This window comes from Vandammella animalimorsus (assembly GCF_002288875.1).
GTDB classification, from domain to species: domain Bacteria; phylum Pseudomonadota; class Gammaproteobacteria; order Burkholderiales; family Burkholderiaceae_C; genus Lampropedia; species Lampropedia animalimorsus.
In genome coordinates this window covers 57,865-82,571 of sequence record NZ_NTBH01000012.1, presented here as the reverse complement: position 1 = coordinate 82,571, position 24,707 = coordinate 57,865, and the positions used below count along the sequence as shown (strand labels likewise).

Genomic DNA, 24,707 nt, shown 5'->3' with positions numbered 1-24,707 from the left:
AACCAGGCTTTCGAGGAAACTCCACATTGTAGCAGAAATTTTGAGTCAGTCAACTAACCTCAACAGCATCTGCCACCGCAACCACCCAATAGAGCAGCTGCAATCAAGCGAAGGCGTGACTATAACATAAGTTTTTCAACGAGCGCAAGTATTTCGCGAACAAAGAGCAGGGGCCTTGTCTGGACTGCATGGCCTATCGGGGCACGGAGGCACAGGGGATGCGCGGTCCCGATACGCCTCATGCCTGCGGCAAGAAGCCCTCCACTGACAGATAACGCTCGCCCGTATCGTAATTGAAGCCTAGCACCCTGGCTTGCGCGGGAAGCTTGGGCAATTGCTGCGCAATGGCCGCAAGAGTAGCGCCGGAAGATATGCCGACAAGCAGTCCCTCTTGGGTCGCGCTGCGACGTGCATATTCTTTTGCGTCTTCTGCATCAACCTGGATGACTCCGTCGAGCACACTGGTATCCAGGTTGCGAGGAATGAATCCAGCCCCAATGCCTTGGATGGGGTGAGGTGCAGGCAGGCCTCCAGAGATCACGGGCGACGCGGCAGGCTCAACGGCAAAGACCTTCAACTGTGGCCAACGGGCTTTGAGGGTTCGCCCCACTCCGGTGAGGTGCCCGCCAGTGCCAACGCCGGTGATGATGGCATCCAGCCCCTCAGGGAAATCCGCCGCGATTTCCTCAGCGGTCGTGCGCACATGAACATCGACATTGGCTGAGTTCTCGAACTGCTGCGCAATCCAAGCGCCTGGTGTTTGTGCTTGCAATTCTTGTGCACGCGCGATGGCTCCTTTCATCCCCAGTTCACGTGGTGTCAGGTCAAAGCGTGCGCCATAGGCCAGAAACAGGCGCCGCCGCTCAATGGACATGCTTTCGGGCATGACGAGAACAAGCTGATAGCCCTTGACCGCAGCCACCATGGCCAGGCCCACTCCTGTATTGCCAGAAGTGGGCTCGATGATGGTGCCGCCAGGCTTGAGCACGCCGGCCTTTTCTGCTTCTTCGACCATGGCCAGAGCGATGCGGTCTTTGATGGAGCCGCCGGGATTGGCTCGCTCGGCCTTGACCCAGACGTTCGCGTCCGGTCCAAACAAACGGTTGATGCGAATGTGTGGGGTACGGCCAATGGTTTCGAGTACGTTGCGAAAAGGCATGGTTTCCTCCTAAAAAATGACAGCACCGCTCGGCGGCACTTGATCGCATTGTCCAAGGCCTTTTATGACTTATTCGCAATGAGCTTATGGCCCGAGATCAAGGCGCTGAGCGCCCAACCCCTGCTGCGCCGGCCTCACTGTGCATGACGCCATACCACTCCGGGCAACTCACAAGCATGGATGGCATTGCGCAGCGCGACGATGGCTTCGTAGCGGGTGAAGCTGCGGCGCCAAACCAGAACGACCCGCCGCATGGGCGCTGCGTGTGTACCATCGTCTTCAATAGGCAGGTAGTGGATGAGTTCGTCACTGCCTCGGGGCAATGATCGCTGCGCAATCACACCATCAGGCACGGCCAGGCGCGGCACCAGGGTCAAACCCATACCTGCGGCCACCATGTGCTTAATGGTTTCCAGTGATGAGCCCTCAAAGGACTTTTGGATGCCTTCGCTGTCCGAAAAGCGGGCGAATTCCGGACAAACCTGCAGCACATGATCGCGAAAGCAATGCCCAGCACCCAACAGCAGCATGTTTTCCTTTTTTAGAGCGCTGGTGGTGATGAGCTGTTGCTGCGCCAGCGGGCTGTCGGCAGGCACCGCCGCCCAGAAAGGTTCGTCGTATAACTCGGCCACGGCCAGGCCCGCACTGGGGAAGGGCTCGGCCAGGATAGCGCAGTCAATCTCCCCGGCGCGCAGCATCTCCAAAAGCCGTGTGGTGAAGTTCTCTTGCAGCATCAGCGGCATCTGTGGCGTGCGGGCAATGGTCTCACGCACCAGCTTGGGCAGCAGGTAAGGGCCGATGGTGTAGATCACGCCAAGGCGCAACGGGCCTTGCAGGGGGTCTGCGCTGCTTTGCGCAATTTCTTTCAGCAAGTGCGCCTGGTCGAGGACGTTTTGCGCCTGCGCCACCAAGCGCTGCCCAAGTGCCGTAACACTGACCTCCCCAGAGCTGCGCTCAAAGATGCGCACGCCCAACTCATCTTCGAGCTTCTTGACCGCCACCGAGAGCGTGGGCTGCGACACAAAACAGGCCTCGGCCGCACGGCCAAAGTGCCGCTCGCGCGCCACGGCAACAATGTATTTGAGCTCTGTCAGCGTCATGGGAGTAGGGCGGCTGTGCGATGTGCCTGTGTGCCTGACAAGAAATGGGCCCGCCTTCAAAAAGCCTGTAGCTGACCATCAACAAAGGCTTTGAGCTCCCCCGATGCAAAGGGCACCCAGGCTTCATTGCTGGTCAACGGCGCCGTCACGATGATGGCAGTCTTGTCGTCTGGGCTGGTGTGCTGGGAGAAATCCACGCTCAAATCTTCATCACTCAACGACACCATGGAGTAAGGCCAGGCGCGTTCGGTGTAGCACAGTTGAGTCGTCGCGTGGGCCCAGAGGGCATCGCCATTGGAGAGTAGAAAGTTGAACGTGCCATGCCGCGCAATGCGCGCAGCCAGCTCCCGCAGCGTCAAGGTCATCTCCTGAATACTGGGCACGCCTGCGTGCGACTTGGCCAGCTCCTGCATGATCCAGCAAAACGCCAGTTCGCTGTCAGTGCCGCCCACCGGATGAAAGTGGCCATGCAGGCGCGCATCGAAGCCCACCAGGTTACCGTTGTGCGCAAATACCCAGTAATTGCCCCACAGCTCACGCACGAACGGATGGCAGTTCGACAAGGCCACTGCGCCTTGCGTGGCCTTTCGGATATGGGCGATGACATTGGTGCTTTTGATCGGATAGCGCCGAATCAGCTCCGCGACCGGCGACTTCATGGCGCTTTGATGGTCCACGAAGTGGCGCACCCCGTGGCCTTCAAAAAACGCCATACCCCAGCCATCCACATGATCGCCGGTGCGCCCTGCGCGCTGCGCAAAACCCGTGAAACTGAACGTCAAGTCTGTCGGGTTCTTGGCATTCATTCCAAGCAATTGGCACATGATCAATACGCCGTCAGCGCCTGTCGCTTATTGATTGGGGCCACCCGATTCGTGAAAGGCATTCGCACTCTGTGCAGCCCTGGCCTCACGCTCAGCCAGCGTCTTCTGCAGCTCCTGCTCGGAAATCAGCTCAAACATCCGCACCACCTTGCGCACCCCCGATACCGCGCGGGCGGCCTGGGTGGCCGCCTCCGCCTCGCGAGGCGTGACCAAGCCTTGCAGGTACACCACCTCCTGCTCCGTCGTCACCTGCAGGGATTTGCTTGGCAAATTTTCAGTAGCCAATATCTGGCTGCGCACCTTTCCCGTGATCCAGGTATCGCGCGAGCGCTGCGAGTAGCTGCTGGCGGGCATGACTTGCAACTCGTTGTACACACCGCGCACGTTTTCCACCTCTTTGGCCAACTGCGCCGCGCGCTGGCGCTGTGCCTCATCGGGCACCTCGCCAGTCAACAGCACGCGGCGGTTGTAGCTGTTGACGTTGATGTGGGCCTGCTCGCCCAGCTGCTCACTGAATGCAGTGCGCACCTTCAACTGGATTGCCTGATCGTCCACTTGCGCACCCGCAGTGCGGCGATCCAGCGCTACGGAGGTAGCCACCACAGCCCCCCCAACAATCAAGGGTGCGCAGCCAGTCAGCCCTGACAGCCCCGCCACGCCCATCCATGCAATCGCCACAAACCGCTTCAAATACATAAAGTGCACTTCCCATTCATGCCGTGTGCCTGGGCATCTGCTCAAAACTACGGGCGCAATATCAAACCTGCAATAGAGAAGCCTTGCACGCGGCGATCCGTTCGCGCGCGCATTCTTGCCGACCGTAAAGAGGCTTTGAACAGGCACTGAAACCAGGCCGCGCACCGCCTGCATGCGATGCGACCGGAAACATACCATATCCGGCTGCCCTATGGCCTTTGCCTCCAGCACCTTGCTGCACACAGCAAGCGTGCTACGGCACGCTTGGCCGACCGCGCCGAATTCAAGAATGATTTATCACTATAATTTGCGTTGTTGATAATTTATTTTCACAACAGGAGTTTTTCATGGCGCAATTTGTATGGCATTGGCAAAAAAGCACACTGGTGCTGGCATGTGCAATGGCCCTGGCCGCATGTGGCGGTGGCAGCAATGATCTGGACACCAAGCCGCCAGCAGACGACGACCACTCCCATCCCCACATCGAAACGGCTGGGCGCCTGGTCGCACTGGAAGCTGGCAGCCCCCAGGTCCACGTCATTGATCTGGACAAAGGGCGTCTGCTGCAAAGCTTCACGCTGGACAACCCCGCCTCGGCCATCTACCCCAGCCCGAACAACCGCTACGCCGTGCTGCCGCAGCGCGCGCAAAACCAGGCGCAGTTCATCGACGGCGGCATCTGGCAAGAAGACCATGGCAACCATTTGCACGATTACATGAAGGATCCGGCGCTGCTGCCCACCCGCCTGACTGGCTCGCGCCCCACGCACTATGAGCGGCACGCCGGCCAGGCGGCCATCTTCTTCGATGGCAATACCGCAGCGGGCCAAAATGCCTCCATCGCCGTGCTCACCGATGCCAGCATTGGCAAGCCCCACGCAGCGGCGCTGGCCACACAAAACCTGTCGCTGCCCATGCACGGCACGGCCGAGCCGCGCGGCGACTGGCTGCTCACCACCTGGCGCGCAGAGGTGACGCCCGGCGGCTCGACCCTGCCCAGCCAAGTCGAGCTCTACCACCGCCATGACGACCACTACCACTTCGAGCGCCGCTTCGATGAGCAGTGCCCGATGCTGCATGGCAGCTACTCCAATGAAAAGTACTCCGCTTTCGGCTGCAGCGACGGCATTCTGGTGATCAAGCAAGACGGCGATACCTTCACCGCCCGCAAGATCGACAACCCTGCCGACATCGGCGAGAACGTGCGCATCGGCACCATCATTGGCAATGCGCACTACGACAAGTTTGTCGGCATCGCCGGCCCTGGCCATTTGTTCGAGATCGATCCGCAAGCAGGGCGCATCAGCCGCATCCAGTGGGGTGAGGGCTTGATCCGCCGTGCGCACGCCATGGATGCCGAAGGCGAAAACCTGCTGGTGCTCGACAGCACTGGCACCGTACACATTCTGGACGTCAAGACCTGGCGCAAGCGCGCCGAGATCGCCGGCGTGATCGCTAACATGCCCGCCAAGGCGCCTTACCCCAGCTTCGCCGTCAGCGCCGCCCACGACAAGGCCTGGCTGAGCGATCCGCAGGGCCAGCGTCTGCACGCCATCGACCTCGACGAGGCCCGTGTGCAAGGCAGCATTGCGCTGAACTTCAGCCCCACCGGCATGGTTTGGCTGGGCCTGCCCGAGCACAAGCACTGATGGACGGGCCAGGCGCGCGTGTGCAAGCACCGCCCGCGCCTGGCCACCTTCTTGCCAGCGCCTTGTTTCTTCACCGCCTGCCGCCTCGTGCGGCAGCGTTTGTTTTCAGGCCAACCGTGGCTGGCACTGCCCCGGTGGCTTGTCTCACCGTCCCATTTTTTCTGCATCGCCATGACCAAAGCATCTTTCCCATTGCACGCCCTGGCATTGCTGTGTGCCAGCCTGGGCGCACAGCCACTGGCCCAGGCACAAACCCAGACTCAGTCGATCGCCGGCCAGGAGCAGGCCTCCGCAACTGCAACCGCCAGCACGCCTGAGCTGGCGGAGGTCAGCGTCAGCGGCCGCGCTCTGGACATCCCGCTGGAGGAGTCGGCCACGCCCGTGGATTTGCTGGATGCCGATGATCTGCAGCTGCGCGGTTCGGCCACGCTGGGCGATACCCTCGAGGGCCTGCCCGGCGTGCGCAACAACCACTACGGCGCAGGCGCGGGGCGCCCGGTCATCCGCGGCGCCGATGGCGCCCGGGTGCGCATCCTCAGCGATGGCAGCGAAGTGCAGGATGCCTCCACATCCAGCCCGGACCACGCCGTGGCCATCGAGCCCATGCTGGCGCAGGAGGTGGAAATCCTGCGTGGCCCCTCGACCCTGCTGTATGGCGGCGGCATCACTGGCGGTGTGGTCAATCTGCGCGATGGCCGCGTGCCCACGGCCGTGCCAGACAAAGGGTATGAAGGCCAGTTGCAGCTGCGCAAGGACAGCAGCGCCCGCGAAGGCACAGGCGCCTTCGCGCTGACAGGCGGGCGCGGCCCGCTGGCGTTGCACGTCGAGGGCCTCAAACGCTCGGCCGGCGAGTACCGCGTCGGCAGCGGCTGGAGCAGCGAGCGCGTCAGCGGCTCCCACAACGCCACCTGGTACGGCAGCGTCGGCGGCGCGCTGGTGCATGAGCGCGGCTACCTGGGCCTGGCCTACAGCCGCCTGCGCAGCCAGTACGGCCTGCCAGGCCACAGCCACGAATACGAAGACTGCCACCTGCACGGCAACTCGCTGCACTGCGGCAGCCACGGCCATGCCCACGACCCGCGCCCAGCGCCGCCGGGCTGCCACTGGCACGGCCAGCACCTGCATTGCGCGCATGGCCACGACGAGGACCATATTGCCCTGGTGGATATGGACACCGAGCGCTGGGACCTGCGCGGCCAGTGGAGCGAGCCGCTGCCGGGCTTTTCACGCGCGCGCCTGCGCGCCAGCGTCACCGACTACCGGCACGATGAAATCGACCATGGGGAGATTGGCACCACCTTCAAGAACCAGGCCCACGATGCGCGCCTGGAGCTCGAACACCAGCCCATCGCGCTGGGCGCCGGCCGGCTGCGCGGCCTGATTGGCTTGCAGCACAGCCGCCGCGAGTTCAGCGCCGTGGGCAACGAAGCCTACGTCGAGCCCACCGACACCAGCAACCGCGCCCTGTTTGCGCTGGAGGAATACCGCTTGGGCGACTGGCGCCTGGAGCTCAGCGGGCGCTACGAATGGCAGAACGCCCGGCTGATGGGCCAGCGCCGCAGCGGCAGCGTGCGGCACCACATGGGCTCGCTCTCGGCCGGCGCCAGTTGGCAGTTCGCGCCTGGCTACGTGCTGGCCGCCAGCGCCTCGCGCTCCTCGCGCGCGCCCACGGCCGAAGAGCTGTTTGCAGGCGGCATCCACCTGGCCACCAACACGTGGGAGCGCGGCAACAGCCGCCTCAAGGCCGAACAATCGAACAACCTCGACCTCACGCTGCGCAAGAACAGCGGCGCCACGCGCTATGAGCTCACAGCCTTCTACAACCGCATCAACCACTACATCTACGCCCACACCACAGACCGCCACGAAAACTTCCGCCTGATCGACTACCGCCAGCACGACGCCGTGTTCAAGGGCCTGGAAGCGCGCATCAGTCATCAGCTCAACAGCCAGTGGCGCGTGGGCGCATACGCCGACATGGTGCGGGCGCACTTCGTCGGCGCGGGCGCGCGCGTGCCGCGCCAACCCGCCCATCGCCTGGGCCTGAACGCACTCTGGCAGTCCGGGCCCTGGTCGGCCGGGGCCGAGTGGTACCACAGCTTCGCCCAAAACCGCATCACCCACTATGAAACCCGCACCCCAGCCTACGACATGCTCAACCTGCACGCCAGCTGGCGCCAGCGCATGGGCGCGTGGGGGCATTACAGCCTGTATGCACAACTGTCCAACGCGCTGGACGAGCTGGCCTTCAACCCCAGCTCCTTCGTCAAGGAAGCCTCGCCACTGCGCGGGCGCAATCTGACGCTGGGCCTGAAGCTGGAGTTCTGAGCAAGCTCTGGCCCAACTCGGGCGCCCCATCAGCCGCCTCGGCCACAGGCCAGGGCGGCTGTTTCGTTTTCGTAAAATGCGCCCTTTTGTTCAATGACGCCGATGATGCGCGCCGCTGCAGGCATGGCAGCCACGCACACGGCATGGAAAGACGAGGCAAGCACCCATGGCAGGGCATAGCAAGTGGGCCAATATTCAGCACCGCAAAGGGCGCCAAGACGAGAAGCGCGGCCGCATCTGGACGCGCCTGATCCGTGAAATCATCGTGGCCGCCCGCGCCGGCGGCGGCGACCCGGGCGCCAACCCGCGCCTGCGCCTGGCCATCGACAAGGCCAAGGCCGCCAACATGCCGGCCGACAACATCAAGCGCAACATCGACAAAGCCACGGGCAACCTCGAGGGCGTGAACTACGAGGAAATCCGCTACGAGGGCTATGGCATCGGCGGCGCGGCCATCATCGTCGACACCATGACCGACAACCGCCAGCGCACCGTGGCCGAAGTGCGTCACGCCTTCAACAAGTACGGCGGCAACATGGGCACCGAAGGCTCGGTGGCCTTCCAGTTCCAGCACGTGGGGCAGCTCTTCTTCGCCCCCGGCACCGATGAGGACAAGCTGATGGAAGTGGCCCTGGAGGCTGGCGCCAACGACGTCATCAGCGACGACGAAGGCGCCATCGAGGTGCTGTGCGCGCCGAGCGATTTCGAAGCCGTGAAAAACGCGCTCGAAGCGGCAGGCTTTAACGCAGAAATGGCCGAGGTGACCATGCGCGCCGACAACAGCATCGCCCTCGAAGGCGAAGACGCCCAGCGCATGCAAAAGCTGCTGGACGTGCTCGAAGATCTGGACGACGTGCAGGACGTCTACCACAACGCCGAGCTGGCGCTGTGACATTGCGCCGCACGGCCTTGGCCGCCGTGCCTGGCCCAGCCCCAATCCCCTTTGTCTGACCCCCGTATGAAAGTCCTCGTCATCGGCTCTGGCGGCCGCGAACACGCTCTGGCCTGGAAACTGGCGCAATCGCCGCGCGTGACCCAATTGTTCGTTGCCCCCGGCAACGGCGGCACGGCGCGCAACCCAAAATTCACCAATCTGCCCATCACCGAGCCCCAGGCCCTGCGCGAATGGGCGCAGCGCGAAAAAGTGGCGCTGACGGTGGTCGGCCCCGAAGCCCCGCTGGCAGCTGGCGTGGTCGATGAATTTCGCGCCCACGGCCTGCGCATCTTCGGCCCCACCAAGGCCGCCGCGCAACTGGAAAGCTCCAAGGCCTTCTCCAAGGCCTTCATGCAGCGCCATGGCATCCCCACCGCCGCCTTCGACACCTTCAGTGACCCGGATGCGGCCAAGGCCTACATCGACCGGCTGGGCGCGCCCATCGTCGTCAAGGCCGATGGCCTGGCCGCTGGCAAGGGCGTGGTCGTGGCCGAGACCATCGAGCAGGCCCACCAGGCGGTGGACGACATGCTGCTGGACAACCGCTACGGCGCGGCCCACAACCAGGGCCAGGCGCGCGTGGTGATCGAGGAGTTCCTCAGCGGCGAGGAAGCCAGCTTCATCGTGCTCTGCGATGGCAAGAACGTGCTGGCGCTGGCCACCAGCCAAGACCACAAGCGCCTGCTCGACGGCGACCAGGGCCCCAACACCGGCGGCATGGGCGCGTACTCGCCCGCGCCCATCGTCACGGCCGACGTGCACGCCCGCGCCATGCGCGAAATCATCCTGCCCACCATCCGCGGCATGGAGCGCGACGGCATCCCCTTCACCGGCTTTCTCTACGCTGGCCTGATGATCGACGCCCAGGGCCAACCGCGCACGCTGGAGTTCAACTGCCGCATGGGCGACCCGGAAACCCAGCCCATTCTGATGCGCCTCAAGAGCGACTTGTTCGAAGTGCTCAGCGCCGCAGTGGACGGCCGGCTCGATCAGGTCGAGCTGGCCTGGGATCGGCGCGTGGCGCTGGGCGTGGTCATGGCCGCGCACGGCTACCCCGAGTCGCCGCGCAAGGGCGACGCCATCAGCGGCCTGCCCAGCGACGATGCGTTTGACGATGCCGTGGTCTTCCACGCCGGCACCGCGCTGGAGGAGGGCGTCATCAACACCAGCGGCGGCCGCGTACTGTGCGTGACCGCGCTGGGCGACAACGTCAAGCTGGCCCAGCAGCGCGCCTATGCCGTGCTCAGCCAGATTCAGTTCAACGGCGCGCAATACCGCAAGGACATTGGCCACCGCGCCATCAAAAGCCAGGGTCGGGGCGAGGCCGGCTGAGAGCCTGTTCAAAATCTCGGCGCGAGTGGGCAAGAAGCGGTTTGGGGTGGGCTGCAAGGCGCAAAACGCAGCCATAGCTCTGGGGCTATGGCGAGGCTTTGCGGGCGCAGCAGAGCGCCCCAATCCGCTCTCTTGACCGCCGTGCAAAGATTTTGAACAGGCTCTGAGACCGCTGAGCCATTCCGCGCCGCCAGCGCGCCCTGGCAAGCGCCTGCCTGCCAGGGCAATCAGCAAGGCCGAAACACAGGTAACAGTGTGCATGTGCCCATTCGCACTACGGCAAGGCACCTACAATGCGCCACGCATCTTGGCAGGCGCAAGCTCTGCACCGGCGCTGCCAAGCCTGTTTTCATACTCATACTTTGAAGGGAGTATTGCCATGAACATCAAACACATCCCCATGCTGGTTGGTTGCGCTGTGGCGCTGGCCGCTTGCAGCGGCACACAGCCCAAGCAGCCTCAAAACCAAATGACTGGCCATGCCGCAACAACGGTTGCGCCCGCCCAGCATCACGAAATGATGGCCAGCAAATTTGCTTGCCAAAACGGTCTGACCGTCTGGGTGCAGCCCCGGGGCACAGAGCAGCTGGAGCTCAAGCTTGACGACAAGAGCGCCATGCTGAACATCACTGTCTCCGGCTCCGGCTCGCGCTACGTCGGCAAGAGCGGGCTGTTCGGCCGCGGCGCTGAATGGCACCAGAAAGGCAATGAGGCTTTCTTCAGCTTCTACGACCCTTACAACAATCTGGTGGAAACCAACTGCACCAGCGTCGCAAACTGAATCAGCCAGCGCTAAGTTCATGAAAAAAGCCCATGCAGTTTTTGCTGCATGGGCTTTTTTCATGGCTGCGATGCATCAGGCATCGCGAAAAACCGGCGGGCGTTTTTCCAGCCCAGCCATCACGGCCTCGCGCTGGTCGGCGCTGCCCAAGAGCTGTAGCTGCTCCAACGATTCGGCCAACAGCAATTCGCCGGCCGAGGCATCGGCCGTGCTGTTGAGCAAACGCTTGGCCGCGCGCATGGCCTGCGGGCTGAAGCCAGCCATTTGCCGGGCCAGCTCCAGCGCTTGCGCCAAAGGGTCTTGCACCAGCCGGGTCGCCAGACCGATCTGGCAGGCCTCCTGGGCGTCCACCATGCGACCGCTGAACACCAGCTCGCGCGCGATGTCGGCGCGCACCAATTCACGCAACAGCGCCATGCCCGCCATGTCGGGCACCAGGCCCCAATGCATTTCACGCACCGACAGGCGCGCATCGGGTGCCACCAGGCGCACATCGGCGCCCAGGGCCAATTGCAGGCCACCGCCCAAGGCCACGCCATGCAGCGCGGCCACGACTGGCACCTCCAACATGCGCCACTGCCAGCAAATGTGCTGGGGCAGGTTGGCCTGGCCATGGCTTCGCTCAGCCAGCCGACCCAGGGCTGGATCCAACGCCTGGCCGCGCAGCAGGCCCTCGAAATTGGCCATGTCCAGCCCGGCGCAAAAGGCTTTGCCTTCACCGGCCAGAACCACAGCGCGCAGGCCAACGGCCTCGCGCAGCCAGGCGCCGGCGGCAGCCAAGCCCTTGAACATGGCCACATCCAAGGCGTTCATCTTTTCCGGGCGGCGCAGCATGACGGTGGCCACGCCTTCGGCCCCCAGGCTCACGGCAACTCGGTCTTCAAAAACTTGTTCCTGCATGGCAAGACTCCTGAGGTGAATGTCATCGGCCCGTGGCCGGCGGGCAGGGCAGGGCAGGGCGCTGAGGACAGCGTCACAAACGCTCGACGATGGTGACATTGGCCATGCCGCCGCCCTCGCACATGGTTTGCAGGCCCCAGCGCTTGCCGTGCCAGCCCAGCGCATGCACCAACGTGGTCATGAGCTTGGTGCCCGAGGCCCCCAGCGGGTGGCCCAGCGCAATGGCGCCGCCGTGCACGTTCATGCGCGCGGCATCGGCGCCCAGCGCCTGCTGCCAGGCCAGCGGGATGGGCGCAAAGGCTTCGTTGACTTCGTACAGATCCATGTCTTCGATGCGCATGCCGGCTTTTTTCAACGCCGCCTCGGTGGCCGGCAGCGGCGCTTCGAGCATGATCACCGGGTCGTGGCCCAACACGCTCATGTGGTGGATGCGCGCCAGCGGCGCCACGCCCAGCGCGCGCAGGCCGCGCTCATTGACCACCAGCACGCCCGAGGCGCCATCGCAGACCTGGCTGGCATTGGCGGCGGTGATGACGCCGCCTTCCTGCAGCAGCTTGACGTTCTGGATGGCTTCGAGCGTGGCGTCAAAACGCAGGCCCTCGTCCACGGTATGCCACTGGCCGGTGCCCTGGCCCTGGGCGTCGCGCACTTCAATGGGCAGAATTTCCGCCTCGAAGTGGCCTGCCTGCGTTGCGGCCACGCCGCGCTGGTGGCTTTGCAGCGCATAGGCGTCGAGCTGCGCCTTGTCCAGGCCGTATTTGCTGGCCACCATTTCCGCGCCCATGAACTGGCTGAACTCGACCCCGCCGTAGCGCGCGTCGATGCCTGGGCTTTGGTAATAACCCATGCCGGCCTTGCGCGGCAGGGCCATGGGGCTGCCCATGGGCACGCGGCTCATGGACTCCACACCAGCGGCGATGACCACATCCATGACGCCGGACATCACGGCCTGCGCGGCAAAGTGCAGGGCCTGCTGCGATGAGCCGCACTGGCGGTCGATGCTGGTGCCGGGCACGGCCTCGGGCAGCACGGAGGCCAACACGGCATTGCGCGCCACGTTGGCGGCCTGCTCGCCGATCTGGCTGACGCAGCCCATGAACACGTCCTCGACCTGGGCGGGATCGACGCCGCTGCGCGCCACCAGCGCGTCGAGCACCTGCGCGGCCAAATCCACGGGGTGCCAGCCGGCCAGGCGGCCATTGCGACGGCCGCCGGCGGTGCGCACGGCGGCCACGATGTAAGCGGGGGAGGGCATGGGCAAGGATCTCCTTGAAAAAAACAGGCCTCCGTTCAGCAGCGCCTGTGCAAGGCCGCAAGCAGGCCGCATCGCAGCCCGCAATGCGGCCAGGGCAGGGCGGATCAGCCCATCAGGCGCTGCAAGGCCTCGGTGTACTTGGCGGCAGTCTGCGCAATCACTTCCGGCGGCAGGCGTGGCGCCGGCGGGGTTTTGTCCCAGGGCTGGCCGTTGACGCGCACCTGCTCCAGCCAATCGCGCAGGAACTGCTTGTCGTAGCTGGGCGGATTGCTGCCTTCGCGCAAGGCCTGCTCATAGCCTTCCACGGGCCAGTAGCGCGAGCTGTCGGGTGTGAGCACCTCGTCCATCAGCGTCAGCGTGCCATCGGCGTCCAAACCAAATTCGAACTTGGTGTCGGCAATGATGATGCCCTTGGCCAGGGCCAACTGCGCTGCGCGCTCATAAAGCGCCAGACTGACGCTGCGGATCTGCGCGGCCAGCTCGGGACCGACCATTTCGACGGTTTTCTCGTAGCTGATGTTCTCGTCGTGCTCGCCCACCTCCGCCTTGGCCGCCGGCGTGTAAATGGATTCGGGCAGGCGCTGGGCATTGCCCAGGCCAGCGGGCAGCTGCACGCCACACACGGACTGGGTTTGTTGGTATTCCTTCCAGCCGCTGCCAGCCAGGTAGCCGCGCACCACGGCCTCGATGGGCAAGGGTTTGAGGCGCTTGACCAGCATGGCGCGGCCTTGCACCTGCGGCAGCTCCTGCTCGGTGACGACGCTCTCGGGCGCCTGGCCGGTCAGGTGGTTGGGGCAGATGTCGGCCAGCTTGTCGAACCAGAACAGCGCCATGCGGGTCAACAGCTCGCCCTTGCCGGGGATGGGCTGGCCCATGATGACGTCAAAGGCGGAGATGCGGTCGCTGGCGATCATCAGGATGCGGTCATCGCCAACGGCGTAGTTGTCCCGCACTTTGCCGCGAGCCAGCAAGGGCAACGAAGTCAGGGAGGAGGTGTGCAGGGCACTGGTCATGTCAACAAGCCAACAAACAATCGAGAGTATCTACAAATGCCTTGGAGCCGCAGAGCAAGGCCTGCAGGGCAGGGCAGGGCAGGGCAGGGCAGGGCAGGGCAGGCGGCATTATTGCCCAGCCACAGGGCCGCGCACCGCTGCAGGGCCCGTGCGCTCACATGGAAGAGCGCGCCAACATCCACAGTGCCCAGGCACGCGCCACCAGCCAGCCGTTGAGCATGCCGCCCAGCGCCGCCGTGGCCAACACGAATGCAGGCTGCGCAGCCAACGCCGGGTTCACGGCCTGCGTGGCGGCCACCGCATAACGCAGACAAAAGATGCCCAGGATGATCAGCAGCGGCGCCCAGCTACCGGCCAAGTGCAGGCGGCGCGTGGCAGCGTCGAAATGCTCCCCGGGACGCAAGGCCCGGCGGCGGCCAATGAGGGCAGCGCCCAGGGTGCCGGCGCCCCAAACCGCCAGCGCGGCCGTCAGAGAGCCTGTGGCGGCCAAGCGCACGACCAGCGTCGCAGGCGTGAGGATGAGCATGACCAGCGGCAATGCCAGCGCACGCGCCAGCGAGACGCGACGCGCGCGCGTTTGCATCCAGCCCAGCGCCAGCAGCGCCGCCAGCAATGGCCAGACCCACACAGGTGTGTGCGTGATGAGTTCCGTGGCCGTCATGGCGGCAGGCGCTCAAGCAGCCGCCGCGCTGCTCTTGAGAAACAGGCGATAGGCCGGGTTGTCGCTTTCCTCGACGTAGGGATAGCCCAACGCATCGAGAAACTGCTGGAATGCCGCATCGTCCTCCTGCGGCACCTGGATGCCCACCAGGATCTTGCCGTAGTCCGCCCCCTGGTTGCGATAGTGGAACAGGCTGATGTTCCAGCTCGGCTGCATCAGGCTGAGGAACTTGAAGAGCGCGCCAGGCCGCTCCGGGAAGATGAAGCGCAGCAGGCGCTCGTGGTTGGCCAGCGGCGCTGGCCCGCCGATGAGGTGGCGCAAATGCTCCTTGGCCAGCTCGTCGTGGGTCAGGTCCAGCGTCTTGAAGCCGTGCGCATCCAGGTGCGCGGCAATCTGCGCCGATTCGCCCGGCCCATTGGTGGCCAGGCCAACGAAGACATGCGCGGCATGCCGGTCGCTCATGCGGTAGTTGAACTCGGTGACGTTGCGCGCCGCGCCTGGCAGCTGGGCAATGGTTTCGCAAAAGCTGCGAAAGCTGCCGCGCTCTTCCTTCATCGTCACGGCAAACAGCGCCTCGCGCTGCTCACCGACCAGCGCGCGCTCGGCCACGAAGCGCAGGCGGTCAAAATTCATGTTCGCGCCGCACAGAATGGCTGCGTAGGTCTGGCCCTGGGTGTGGTGCTGCGCCACGTACTGCTTGATGGCCGCCACGGCCAGAGCGCCCGCTGGCTCGACGATGCTGCGCGTGTCGATGAAGATGTCCTTGATGGCGGCGCAAACCTCATCGGTGCTGACGACCACGTAGTCATCCACCAGCTCGCGACTGATGCGGAAGGTCTCCTCACCCACCAGCTTGACGGCCGTGCCGTCCGAGAACAGGCCTACGTCGGCCAGCTCCACGCGCTCGCCGGCCTCGGCCGAGCGCCGCATGGCGTCCGAATCGTTCATCTGCACGCCAATGACGCGCACGTCCGGGCGCACCGCCTTGATGTAGTTGGCCACGCCAGCAATCAGGCCGCCGCCGCCAATGGCCACGAACACCGCATCCAGGCGGCGGCTGCCCAGGCTTTGCAGCTGCCGCAGCATCTCCATGGCGATCGTGCCCTGGCCAGCGATCACGTCCGGGTCGTCAAACGGGTGCACGAAAGTCAACCCTTGCTGCTGCTGCAATTGCAGCGCGTATTGGTAGGAGTCGCTGAAACTGTCGCCGTGCAGCACCACTTCCCCGCCCAGGCTGCGCACCGCGTCGATCTTGACCTGCGGCGTGGACACCGGCATGACGATCACCGCCCGCGCACCCAGCCGGCTGGCGCTGAGTGCCACACCCTGCGCATGGTTGCCTGCCGAGGCGCAAATCACCCCGCGCTCGAGCTCTGCCGGTGAGAGCTGCGCCATCTTGTTGTAAGCGCCGCGCAGCTTGAAGCTGAACACCGGCTGCTGGTCCTCGCGCTTGAGCAGCACCTGGTTGCCCAGCCGCGCCGAGAGCTGGCGCGCCGGCTCCAGCGGCGTTTCCACAGCCACGTCATAAACGCGGGCAGTGAGGATTTTTTTCAGGTAATCGGCGGGGGTGAGCGTCATCGCAATCGGGGCTGCAGTGCCACAGACAAAACGGCGATGATAAGCGCGCCACCAGCCATGCCTGCCGCAGCAATGCTGCTCGCGCAAGGCCCGCACAAGAGGCCCGTGCACCATGGGCCAAAAAGAACCCCGCAGCGGCAAGTGGCCAGCTGCGGGGTCAATCCACCGGTTGAGAGGTGGAGGAGACAAACGGCCGTTCAGCCCATCGGCATTTGCCCGGATTGCGCACTGGCCCATGTTGCGCCAGTCTGCGCCCGCTGAACGGTGCGGGCATTCTACGGTCAAACCGCCAGTCCTGCCGCAGCGCATCCATCCCGTCGCACGCAGGCGACAGAGCCGCAGCGCGATCCGCCCCTAGCATTGGGCTTTGCCCCATCCCATCGTCCAGACGGAGCCTTGCCATGACCCAATTCACCCCATCCCCGCAGCGCCAAAGCGCCGGCCGCGTGCTGGTCGATGCCCTGGCCCTGCATGGCGTGCAACGCGTCTTTTGCGTGCCGGGCGAAAGCTATCTGGAAGTGCTGGATGCGCTCTACGACGCCGCCGGCATCGAGGTGGTCGTCACCAAGCACGAAGGCGCGGCCGCCAACATGGCCGAGGCCGACGGCAAGCTCACCGGCCAGCCCGGCATCTGCATGGTCACGCGCGGCCCCGGCGCTACGCACGCCAGCATCGGCGTGCACGTGGCCCAGCAGGATTCCACGCCGATGATTTTGTTCATCGGCCAGATCGCCCGCGAGGACAAGGGCCGCGACGTTTTTCAGGAGGTGGACTACCAGCAGCTGTTCGGCCACATGGCCAAGCTGGTCATCGAGATCGACCGCGCCGAGCGCATGGCTGAGTTGATTGCCCGCGCCTTCCACGTGGCCGTCAGCGGCCGGCCCGGCCCGGTGGTCGTGGCCCTGCCCGAGGACATGCTGCAGGAGGCCACCGACTGCCCGGCCTGCCGCGCCACGCCGCTGGCGCCAGCGGCCGTTGATGCCGCTACGGCGCAGCAGGTCGGCCAGCTGCTGGCCCAGGCGCAACGGCCGCTGCTGGTGCTGGGCGGCTCAGGCTGGACGCCCCAGGCACACGCGCTGCTGCGCACGCTGGTGCAGCGCTGGCAGTTGCCCGTGGCCTGCAGCTTTCGCCGCCAGGATTTGTTCGACAACCGCGATCCGCACTTCGTTGGCCACCTCAGTCTGGGCATGAGCCCCTCGGTGCGCGCCATGGTGCAGCAGGCCGATGTGCTGCTGGCGCTGGGCACGCGGCTGACGGACGTGAGCACCGGCGAATACGAGCTGCTGCAGGTGCCGCGCCCGCAGCAAACCCTGGTGCATTGCCACCCCGGCGCCGATGAGCTGGGTCGCGTCTATCAGGCCGATGTCGCCATCGCCGCCAAACCCGAAGCCTTGCTGCAGGCCCTGCTGGACTGGGACCAGGCATCCAGCGCCGCAGCGCAGCCGGGCAACTGGGGTAACTGGCGGGGTAACTGGCAGGGCTGGCTCAGCCAGGGCCGCGCCGGCTATGAAGCCTTCATCGGCCTGGGCGGCACCGCGCCAGACGGCCAGATCGACGGCGTGGACCTGCGCGCCGTCGTGCAATACCTGGACCGCGAGCTGCCCGAGGACGCCATCCTCACCAACGGCGCGGGCAACTACGCCATCTGGCTGCACCGCTTCTTCCGCTACCGCCAGCCGCGCACCGAGCTGGCCTCGACCTGCGGCGCCATGGGCTATGGCCTGCCTGCGGCCATCGCCGCCGCGCTGCGTCACAGGCAGCGCCAGGTCGTCTGCTTCGCTGGCGATGGCTGCTTCATGATGTACCCGCAGGAGCTGGCCACCGCCGCCGAATGCGGCGCCCGCCTGACCGTGCTGCTGGTCAACAACGGCATGTACGGCACCATCCGCATGCACCAGGCGCGGCGCTACCCCGGCCGCGTCAGCGCCACGCGCCTGCCCAGCCCCGACTACTGCGCCATGGCGCGCGCCTGCGGCGCCCATGCCGAGCCGGTCACCCGCACCGAGGATTTCGCCGCCGCCTGGCAACGCGCTCAGCAATCGGGCCGTCTGGCGCTGATCGAATTGCGCACCGACCCGCTGCAAATCACCCCCGACCAGCGTCTGTCGCCAGAGAATGCCTGAGCGCCTGCCAGGCATGAATCGGCCAGCCAAGGCAGCGTATAGTCCGGCAGCACCTTTGCACTGCCCACACCACACGCCCCATGCCCTCCGCCGCACTGCACCAGCCCCTGGCCGAACGTCTGCGCCCGCGCACGTTGGGTGAAGTGGTGGGCCAGCAGCACCTGCTGGGCGAGGGCATGCCGCTGCGGCTGGCTTTTGAGTCCGGCCGGCCGCACAGCTGCATCCTCTGGGGCCCGCCTGGGGTCGGCAAGACGACGATTGCACGGCTCATGGCCGGCGCTTTCGATGCGCAGTTCATTGCCATCAGCGCGGTACTCGGCGGCATCAAGGACATCCGCGAGGCGGTCGAGCAGGCCCAGCAGGCCCACGACGGCCTGGCGCCGCAGCCCACCATCGTGTTCGTCGATGAAGTGCACCGCTTCAACAAAAGCCAGCAGGATGCCTTTTTGCCGCACGTCGAAAGCGGCCTGTTCACTTTCATCGGCGCGACCACCGAAAACCCCTCGTTCGAAGTCAATTCGGCCCTGCTATCGCGCGCTGCGGTCTATGTGCTGCAACCACTGCAGCATGCCCAGCTGCGCGAAATCGTGCAGCGCGCGCAAGCGCTGGAGGCCGTGCCAGCCATCGAAGAGCAGGCGCTGCAGCGCCTGCTGGACTACGCCGATGGCGACGCCCGGCGACTGCTGGGCACGCTGGAGACGCTGGCCATGGCGGCGCAGCAGGAGCGGCTGGCGCACGTGGACGATGCCTGGCTGCTGCGCGTGCTGGGCGAGCGCATGCGCCGCTACGACAAGGGCGGCGACCAGTTCTACGACAGCATCAGCGCGCTGCACAAATCGGTGCGCGGCTCCGACCCGGACGCGGCGCTGTACTGGATGCTGCGCATGCTCGACGGCGGCGCCGATCCGATGTACATCGCGCGGCGCATGATCCGCATGGCCAGCGAGGACATCGGCCTGGCCGACCCGCGCGCGTTGCGCCTGGCGCTGGACGCCACCGAAACCTACGAGCGCCTGGGCTCGCCCGAGGGCGAGCTGGCGCTGGCGCAGTGCCTGGTCTATCTGGCCGTGGCGCCCAAATCCAACGCCGTCTACACCGCTTACAAGGCCGCGCGCGCCTGGGTGCAGCGCGATGGCACGCGCCCGGTGCCCGTGCACCTGCGCAATGCGCCCACCCAACTGATGAAGCAACTGGGCCACGGCCAGCACTACCGCTATGCCCACGACGAGCCCGACGCCTTCGCCGCTGGCGAGCGCTACCTGCCCGAGGGCATGGCCGAGCCCGGCTGGTACCAGCCCGTGCCACGCGGACTGGAGATCAAGATCGGCGAGAAGCTGGCCCAGCTGCGCGAGCGCAACCGCCAGGCCCGGCAGGCACAGCCCCCGCCACAGGGCCAACAGCCAGAGCAACCGTGATGCGGCGCACCCGAATAGCGGGAACGTCCAGCGCCGCAGCCTGAGGAGCCATACGGCATCATGGGAAAAAACCGAAAACAGGTGTTCAGGAGGTGAATATGTCTCGAATGGCCCATGTGACCCAGATCAATCTCGTTGTCGACGATCTGGAGCGAAGCCGTGTGTTCTATGCGGCGCTGGGTTGTGAGCTGCGTGCGATCACCCTTCCAAGCGATGAGACGCCGCGCGCATGGGTCGTTACCTGCGGCTTCGCGCCGCTGGCCATCCACACCGCCGAGTTCGCCGCGTGGTGGGATCCATCCGCACCAACCGTGAACGCTGGCGCCACCATCATCGATGTCACCTTCGATGCCTACGCCGACGCAGCCCGGTTCATCGAGACCGTCCGTACAAATGGCGGGCGGCTGGTGCAGGAGCTCACCGACATGCCCTGGGGCCAGTCCTACGCCATCTTCACCGACCCCGATGGCTACCGATGGGGCGTCAAGACGACACCGGCACAGGCGTCCGCGCCCGACGCATCGTCGTAGGCACTGAGCCACACGCATGTGCGCGCATGTGCGTGTTCCCCCCCAACGGCACGATGCCCGGCCCGATGGCGGCACTTCGTGAAGCAATGCGCCCTCAAGTGCGCAGCGCCTCGCGCACGCCGGCCACCATGCGGCGCGAGACCTGCAGGGTTTCGTCCGTGCCATGCAATTGCACGCGCCAATGGTCGCCGTCTTCCTTGCTGTGCACCTTGTGCAGCGCGCGCAGCGCCTTGCGCGCCACCAGGGCGTTGCGGTGCACGCGCAGCAGGTATTCGGGGAAGCGCTTTTCCAGATCGTTGAGCGAATCAACGCACAGGTAGTCGCGCTGTCTGGTGTGCAGCGTGACGTACTTCATTTCGGCGCGGCAGAAAATGATGTGCTCCAGCAGCACGCGCTCGCTGTGGCCGCGCTCGTTGATGTAGATGAATGGCCCGCTGGCCGCGGGCAAGCCAGGCGCTGGCCCTTCGGCGGCGGCTGGGCCTGCCGGAGCACCGGCCTGTGGCGCCATGGCAGCCTGCTGCGGCTGCTGCATTTGCTGCCAGCGCTGCACGCGCTCGAGCGTCTGGCGCAGGCGCTCCAGGCGCACGGGCTTGGTCAGGTAGTCCAGCGCCTCCAGCTCAAAGGCCTGCGCGGCAAATTCGGCATGGGCGGTGACGAACACCACCGCAGGCTGCGGCTGCATGCGCCGCAGCAGCTGGGCAAAGGCCATGCCGTCCATGCCGGGCATGTTCACATCCAGCAGCACCAAATCAATGCGGGCATGCTCTTGCATGCGCTGCATGATTTGCTGCGCCTGGCTGGCGGCAGCGGCTTCAAACACGCGGCAGGGCACAGCAGTTTGCTCCTGCAGCAGCATGGCCAGGCGCTGGCGCGCCAGCGATTCATCGTCAACGATCAAGATGTTCATGGCAGAAGAGCAGCAAAGGCTGATGTTGGTTGGTGTTCAATGAAATGCCGCGCGCTGGGCCGCATCACGCCCCAGCAGCGGCTTGGCTGGCAGGTTCATGGCCACTTCGTAGCGGCCATCGTGGGTGCGACAGCGAAAGTCGGCATTGACGTCGTGCATCAGGCGCAAACGATCGCGGACGTTTTGCAGCGCAATGCCGTTGCCCCCCCGGCCCGCAGCATGGGCCACTGCGCTGTTGGGGCCGGGCACGGTATTGCTGATGCGCAGCAGCACGCGATCGCCCTTGCGACGCACCAATACGTGGATTTCACCGCCTTCGCTGCTGGGTTCGACGCCGTGCTTGATGGCGTTTTCCACCAGCGGCTGCAACAGCAGCGGCGGCACGCTGGCCTGCAATGCCGCCTCGTCCACCGTCCAGCTCACGCGCAGGCGGCCTTCAAAGCGAATGCCTTCGATGCGCAGGTATTGGCGGGCAATCTCCACTTCCTTTTCCAGGTTGGAGACGCTGGAGGCATCGAGCAGCGCATGGCGAAACAGGTCGCTCAAGTCTTCGAGCATGGATTCGGCCTTGGCCGGATCCTGGCGCACCAGGGCAATGGCGCTGTTGAGGGTGTTGAACAAAAAATGCGGCCGGATGCGCGATTGCAGCTCTGCCAGCCGCGCCACGGTGGACGCTGGCTGGCTGGCGCGGTGGCGCATGGCAAACATGCTGGTGAGCAGGCCGGCCAGGCCCATGCCGCTCAGGCCCGAAGCCAGCCAGTTTGCGCCGCTGCCGCGCAGCTGGCCGGGCATGGCGTACAGGGCAAAGGCCAGCAGGCCGCAACACCAGCCCGTCAACAACGCATAGGCCCACTGTACGGAGGGGACCTGTCTGTCCAGCCAGTGCTTGAGCCAACAAGCCAGCAGCAGCCACAGCAGCAGCGGCGGGAACGCGATGCCGGTGAGCAGCGCAAAGTGGCCCAGCCACTGCTGAAGATCATCGGCGCCAAACAGCAGCACCAACGCCAGCGGCAGCTCGGTCAGCAGCAAGGCGCGCAGCACCACGCCCATATGGCAGGCATCGAACAGCAAACGCGATGGCGGCATCACTGCGGCCCTGGCCAAGGGCTGCAGACGCTGCGATGCCGCAGATAGAATGCTTGGTTTTCTCCCGCTCATTGTGTTCTTGTGTTTTTTGCGGCGGCGCGGCCCGATGCCGCGCGCCAGCGCCCGCATGCCAGCGCCACATGCCATTGCGTGCGCGGCCCAATGGCAAGCACCGCACGACACGATGCCAGCTGCCATTATTCCCGAGTTCCATGCCTGAAAACCGTGCACCGCAACCCTCTGCCAACCAGCTGGCCTCCAAGAGCGAAGGCTGGTCGGCCCTGTTCACCGAGCCGATGAGCGATCTGGTCAAGCGCTACACCGCCAGCGTGTTTTTCGACCAACGGCTATGGAGAGCCGATATTGCCGGCAGCCGCGCCCACGCGCAGATGCTGCAGGCGGTGGGCATTCTCTCGGCCGAGGACGGCGCCGCCATCGCCCGCGGTCTGGATCAGATCAGCCAGGAAATCGAATCGGGCCAGTTCGACTGGCAACTGGACCTGGAGGACGTGCACCTGAACATCGAGGCGCGCCTGACGGCCTTGATTGGCGATGCAGGCAAGCGCCTGCACACTGGCCGCAGCCGCAACGATCAGGTGGCCACCGACGTGCGCCTGTGGCTGCGCGATGAGATCGACGCCATCATCGCCCTGCTGGACCAGGTGCAGCACGCGCTGCTGGACGTGGCAGCACAGAACGTGGACGTGATCCTGCCGGGCTTTACCCACCTGCAGGTAGCACAGCCGGTGAGCTTTGCCCACCACCTGCTGGCCTATGTCGAGATGTTCCGCCGCGATGCCCAGCGCCTGAGCGATGTGCGCCGCCGCACCAACACCCTGCCGCTGGGCGCTGCCGCGCTGGCCGGCACCAGCTACCCGCTGGACCGCGCCATGGTGGCGCGCGCGCTGGGCATGGTCGATGAGGCGGGCAACCCGCAAATCTGCCAAAACAGCCTGGATGCCGTCAGCGACCGCGACTTCGCCATTGAATTCAGCGCCGCCGCCGCGCTCATCATGGTGCACATCAGCCGCATATCAGAGGAGCTGATCGTCTGGATGAGCCAGAACTTCGGCTTCATCCGCATTGCCGATCGCTTCACCACCGGCAGTTCCATCATGCCGCAGAAGAAAAACCCCGACGTGCCCGAGCTGGCGCGCGGCAAGACCGGCCGCGTCGTGGGGCATTTGATGGGCCTGATCACGCTGATGAAAGGCCAGCCGCTGGCCTACAACAAGGACAACCAGGAAGACAAGGAACCGCTGTTCGACACCGTGGACACCCTGCGCGATACGCTGCGCATCTTTGCCGAGATGATCGGCGGCCAGACCGATGCGGCCACCGGCCAGCGCAGTGGCGGCATCAGCGTCAATGCCCAGGCCATGGAGCAGGCCGCGCTGCGCGGCTATGCCACGGCCACGGACCTGGCCGATTACCTGGTGAAAAAAGGCCTGCCGTTTCGCGACGCCCATGAAACCGTGGCCCATGCCGTGCGCATCGCCATCGAGCGTGGCGTGGATTTGAGCGAGCTGCCGCTGGCCGACCTGCAGCGCTTCAATCCGGCCATCGAGGCCGACGTGTTCGAGGCGCTGAGCCTGCGCGGCTCGCTCAACGCGCGCAATACCCTGGGCGGCACTGCGCCAGCGCAAGTGCGCCAGCAAATCCAGGCACACCGCCAGCGCCTGGGCGCCTCTGAATAAAAACCCGCTTGCTCGGCCAATGAAAAACCGCAGCCATGCCTTTGTGCATGGGCTGCGGTTTTTTCATTGGCATCAGGCCTGCGTGGCCCGTGCCGCCTCATTGCGCCGGGCGGTAATAGGTGCGGCCGTTGATGGTCTGGTATTGGTGCTGCACCGGCGGCGCATCGACCGGGGCAGCACGGTAATAGGGCTGCGGCGCGTAGGGCTGGTGGTATTGCGGCGCCTGGTAGACCGGGGCCGGATAGACCGGATTGGCCTGCACTGGCGGCATGACATAACCGGGCGTGGCCCCGCCCTGGCCAGGGGCCACAGGCGGCTGGCTGGCCGATGTGGCGTTGGACAGTGCATAGCCCAGCAAACCGCCAGCCACCAATGCGCCCACGGCCAGTTCGGTGTTGCGTCGACGACGTTCACGGCGATCATCGTCGTGGCGCACCTGGGGTTGAGGGCGATAGGGCGGGTAGTAATGGCTTTGGCCGCGCTCAAACCGGGCATCGTAGTGCTGGCGGTAGCGATCGCCATCGTCGTAGTAATAGCCGTACTGCGCCGATGCGCTGCTTGCCAGCAGCGCAGCAGCAGCCGTCAGGGCCAGGCCGGCAATGGTTTTCTGTGTGGCTTGCATGGGATGAAAAACTCCTTCTCGTCAAGGCCGGTGCAAAGACTTCAGAGCCTATGCGCACCATGTAAAGCAGAGGTCAAGACCAGAAAAACGCCTGCAAACTCTGCAAACCCCTGGCAG

21 protein-coding genes are annotated in these 24,707 nt (G+C 65.2%); 9 read left to right on the top strand and 12 right to left on the bottom strand.

Annotated features, from left to right (window positions below; genetic code table 11):
* Positions 1 to 238: 238 nt before the first annotated feature.
* From cysK to CLI93_RS13870, 4 genes are all read right to left on the bottom strand, one after another.
* Positions 239 to 1,159 carry a cysteine synthase A gene (gene cysK / locus CLI93_RS13885; RefSeq protein WP_095543374.1) on the bottom strand — a complete coding sequence of 307 codons (921 nt, stop codon included), beginning with the start codon at positions 1,157 to 1,159 and terminating at the stop codon, positions 239 to 241.
* A 134-nt stretch (positions 1,160 to 1,293) separates the two neighbouring features.
* Positions 1,294 to 2,259, bottom strand: a complete 966-nt coding sequence (locus CLI93_RS13880) for a LysR substrate-binding domain-containing protein (protein WP_095543375.1) — start codon at positions 2,257 to 2,259, stop codon at positions 1,294 to 1,296.
* 56 nt (positions 2,260 to 2,315) lie between these two features.
* Positions 2,316 to 3,083 carry a class II glutamine amidotransferase gene (locus CLI93_RS13875; RefSeq protein WP_095543376.1) on the bottom strand — a complete coding sequence of 256 codons (768 nt, stop codon included), beginning with the start codon at positions 3,081 to 3,083 and terminating at the stop codon, positions 2,316 to 2,318.
* A gap of 27 nt (positions 3,084 to 3,110) precedes the next feature.
* A complete protein-coding gene (locus tag CLI93_RS13870; protein WP_238945912.1) occupies positions 3,111 to 3,953 on the bottom strand; it encodes a BON domain-containing protein in 843 nt (280 codons plus the stop codon).
* A gap of 173 nt (positions 3,954 to 4,126) precedes the next feature.
* Here CLI93_RS13870 and CLI93_RS13865 point away from each other — a divergent pair, with 173 nt between their 5' ends.
* From CLI93_RS13865 to CLI93_RS13845, 5 genes are all read left to right on the top strand, one after another.
* Positions 4,127 to 5,428: a hypothetical protein gene (locus CLI93_RS13865; RefSeq protein WP_238945913.1), complete on the top strand. Its 1,302-nt coding sequence runs from the start codon at positions 4,127 to 4,129 to the stop codon at positions 5,426 to 5,428.
* A gap of 171 nt (positions 5,429 to 5,599) precedes the next feature.
* The gene (locus CLI93_RS13860; protein ID WP_095543378.1) at positions 5,600 to 7,756 is read left to right on the top strand and encodes a TonB-dependent receptor domain-containing protein; all 2,157 of its coding nucleotides are present in this window, start codon (positions 5,600 to 5,602) and stop codon (positions 7,754 to 7,756) included.
* Positions 7,757 to 7,922: 166 nt separating this feature from the next.
* Positions 7,923 to 8,648, top strand: a complete 726-nt coding sequence (locus CLI93_RS13855; RefSeq protein WP_095543379.1) for a YebC/PmpR family DNA-binding transcriptional regulator — start codon at positions 7,923 to 7,925, stop codon at positions 8,646 to 8,648.
* A 66-nt stretch (positions 8,649 to 8,714) separates the two neighbouring features.
* Complete coding sequence (gene purD / locus CLI93_RS13850; protein WP_095543380.1) at positions 8,715 to 10,022, top strand: phosphoribosylamine--glycine ligase; 1,308 nt, start codon at positions 8,715 to 8,717, stop codon at positions 10,020 to 10,022.
* A gap of 379 nt (positions 10,023 to 10,401) precedes the next feature.
* Entirely contained in the window at positions 10,402 to 10,803 is a 402-nt protein-coding gene (locus tag CLI93_RS13845) for an MliC family protein (RefSeq protein ID WP_095543381.1), read from the top strand.
* A 75-nt stretch (positions 10,804 to 10,878) separates the two neighbouring features.
* On the opposite strand, the gene CLI93_RS13840 is transcribed toward CLI93_RS13845, so the two are convergent.
* From CLI93_RS13840 to ilvA, 5 genes are all read right to left on the bottom strand, one after another.
* The gene (locus tag CLI93_RS13840) at positions 10,879 to 11,703 is read right to left on the bottom strand and encodes a crotonase/enoyl-CoA hydratase family protein (protein WP_095543382.1); all 825 of its coding nucleotides are present in this window, start codon (positions 11,701 to 11,703) and stop codon (positions 10,879 to 10,881) included.
* Between the two features lie 73 nt (positions 11,704 to 11,776).
* A complete protein-coding gene (locus CLI93_RS13835) occupies positions 11,777 to 12,958 on the bottom strand; it encodes an acetyl-CoA C-acetyltransferase (RefSeq protein WP_095543383.1) in 1,182 nt (393 codons plus the stop codon).
* Positions 12,959 to 13,062: 104 nt separating this feature from the next.
* The gene (locus tag CLI93_RS13830; RefSeq protein WP_095543384.1) at positions 13,063 to 13,971 is read right to left on the bottom strand and encodes a phosphoribosylaminoimidazolesuccinocarboxamide synthase; all 909 of its coding nucleotides are present in this window, start codon (positions 13,969 to 13,971) and stop codon (positions 13,063 to 13,065) included.
* A 154-nt stretch (positions 13,972 to 14,125) separates the two neighbouring features.
* Positions 14,126 to 14,632: a DUF6622 family protein gene (locus tag CLI93_RS13825; RefSeq protein WP_095543385.1), complete on the bottom strand. Its 507-nt coding sequence runs from the start codon at positions 14,630 to 14,632 to the stop codon at positions 14,126 to 14,128.
* A gap of 12 nt (positions 14,633 to 14,644) precedes the next feature.
* Positions 14,645 to 16,210 carry a threonine ammonia-lyase, biosynthetic gene (ilvA, locus tag CLI93_RS13820; protein WP_172424349.1) on the bottom strand — a complete coding sequence of 522 codons (1,566 nt, stop codon included), beginning with the start codon at positions 16,208 to 16,210 and terminating at the stop codon, positions 14,645 to 14,647.
* Between the two features lie 401 nt (positions 16,211 to 16,611).
* On the opposite strand from ilvA, the gene CLI93_RS13815 reads away from it, so the two are divergent.
* From CLI93_RS13815 to CLI93_RS13805, 3 genes are all read left to right on the top strand, one after another.
* A complete protein-coding gene (locus CLI93_RS13815; RefSeq protein WP_095543386.1) occupies positions 16,612 to 18,333 on the top strand; it encodes a thiamine pyrophosphate-binding protein in 1,722 nt (573 codons plus the stop codon).
* Positions 18,334 to 18,413: 80 nt separating this feature from the next.
* Positions 18,414 to 19,748 (top strand): replication-associated recombination protein A, encoded by a 1,335-nt coding sequence (locus CLI93_RS13810; RefSeq protein WP_095543387.1) that lies wholly within the window; start codon positions 18,414 to 18,416, stop codon positions 19,746 to 19,748.
* A 98-nt stretch (positions 19,749 to 19,846) separates the two neighbouring features.
* Entirely contained in the window at positions 19,847 to 20,278 is a 432-nt protein-coding gene (locus CLI93_RS13805) for a VOC family protein (protein WP_095543388.1), read from the top strand.
* A gap of 94 nt (positions 20,279 to 20,372) precedes the next feature.
* On the opposite strand, the gene CLI93_RS13800 is transcribed toward CLI93_RS13805, so the two are convergent.
* Positions 20,373 to 21,185, bottom strand: a complete 813-nt coding sequence (locus tag CLI93_RS13800; RefSeq protein ID WP_095543389.1) for a LytR/AlgR family response regulator transcription factor — start codon at positions 21,183 to 21,185, stop codon at positions 20,373 to 20,375.
* 36 nt (positions 21,186 to 21,221) lie between these two features.
* Entirely contained in the window at positions 21,222 to 22,271 is a 1,050-nt protein-coding gene (locus tag CLI93_RS13795) for a sensor histidine kinase (protein ID WP_172424350.1), read from the bottom strand.
* Between the two features lie 212 nt (positions 22,272 to 22,483).
* On the opposite strand from CLI93_RS13795, the gene argH reads away from it, so the two are divergent.
* A complete protein-coding gene (argH, locus tag CLI93_RS13790) occupies positions 22,484 to 23,968 on the top strand; it encodes an argininosuccinate lyase (RefSeq protein WP_095996016.1) in 1,485 nt (494 codons plus the stop codon).
* Between the two features lie 97 nt (positions 23,969 to 24,065).
* On the opposite strand, the gene CLI93_RS13785 is transcribed toward argH, so the two are convergent.
* Positions 24,066 to 24,590 (bottom strand): hypothetical protein, encoded by a 525-nt coding sequence (locus tag CLI93_RS13785; protein WP_095550689.1) that lies wholly within the window; start codon positions 24,588 to 24,590, stop codon positions 24,066 to 24,068.
* Positions 24,591 to 24,707 lie beyond the last annotated feature (117 nt).

Coding starts and splice junctions, on each gene's coding strand:
- CLI93_RS13860 (WP_095543378.1), top strand. CDS start 5,600: ATGACCAAAGCATCTTTCCCATTGCACGCCCTGGCATTGCTGTGTGCC.
- CLI93_RS13810 (WP_095543387.1), top strand. CDS start 18,414: ATGCCCTCCGCCGCACTGCACCAGCCCCTGGCCGAACGTCTGCGCCCG.
- CLI93_RS13840 (WP_095543382.1), bottom strand. CDS start 11,703: ATGCAGGAACAAGTTTTTGAAGACCGAGTTGCCGTGAGCCTGGGGGCC.
- CLI93_RS13835 (WP_095543383.1), bottom strand. CDS start 12,958: ATGCCCTCCCCCGCTTACATCGTGGCCGCCGTGCGCACCGCCGGCGGC.
- CLI93_RS13830 (WP_095543384.1), bottom strand. CDS start 13,971: ATGACCAGTGCCCTGCACACCTCCTCCCTGACTTCGTTGCCCTTGCTG.
- CLI93_RS13785 (WP_095550689.1), bottom strand. CDS start 24,590: ATGCAAGCCACACAGAAAACCATTGCCGGCCTGGCCCTGACGGCTGCT.
- CLI93_RS13865 (WP_238945913.1), top strand. CDS start 4,127: ATGGCGCAATTTGTATGGCATTGGCAAAAAAGCACACTGGTGCTGGCA.
- CLI93_RS13800 (WP_095543389.1), bottom strand. CDS start 21,185: ATGAACATCTTGATCGTTGACGATGAATCGCTGGCGCGCCAGCGCCTG.
- CLI93_RS13875 (WP_095543376.1), bottom strand. CDS start 3,083: ATGTGCCAATTGCTTGGAATGAATGCCAAGAACCCGACAGACTTGACG.
- CLI93_RS13795 (WP_172424350.1), bottom strand. CDS start 22,271: ATGCCGCCATCGCGTTTGCTGTTCGATGCCTGCCATATGGGCGTGGTG.
- CLI93_RS13825 (WP_095543385.1), bottom strand. CDS start 14,632: ATGACGGCCACGGAACTCATCACGCACACACCTGTGTGGGTCTGGCCA.
- cysK (WP_095543374.1), bottom strand. CDS start 1,159: ATGCCTTTTCGCAACGTACTCGAAACCATTGGCCGTACCCCACACATT.
- CLI93_RS13870 (WP_238945912.1), bottom strand. CDS start 3,953: ATGCAGGCGGTGCGCGGCCTGGTTTCAGTGCCTGTTCAAAGCCTCTTT.
- CLI93_RS13880 (WP_095543375.1), bottom strand. CDS start 2,259: ATGACGCTGACAGAGCTCAAATACATTGTTGCCGTGGCGCGCGAGCGG.
- CLI93_RS13855 (WP_095543379.1), top strand. CDS start 7,923: ATGGCAGGGCATAGCAAGTGGGCCAATATTCAGCACCGCAAAGGGCGC.
- CLI93_RS13845 (WP_095543381.1), top strand. CDS start 10,402: ATGAACATCAAACACATCCCCATGCTGGTTGGTTGCGCTGTGGCGCTG.
- argH (WP_095996016.1), top strand. CDS start 22,484: ATGCCTGAAAACCGTGCACCGCAACCCTCTGCCAACCAGCTGGCCTCC.
- ilvA (WP_172424349.1), bottom strand. CDS start 16,210: ATGACGCTCACCCCCGCCGATTACCTGAAAAAAATCCTCACTGCCCGC.
- CLI93_RS13805 (WP_095543388.1), top strand. CDS start 19,847: ATGTCTCGAATGGCCCATGTGACCCAGATCAATCTCGTTGTCGACGAT.
- purD (WP_095543380.1), top strand. CDS start 8,715: ATGAAAGTCCTCGTCATCGGCTCTGGCGGCCGCGAACACGCTCTGGCC.
- CLI93_RS13815 (WP_095543386.1), top strand. CDS start 16,612: ATGACCCAATTCACCCCATCCCCGCAGCGCCAAAGCGCCGGCCGCGTG.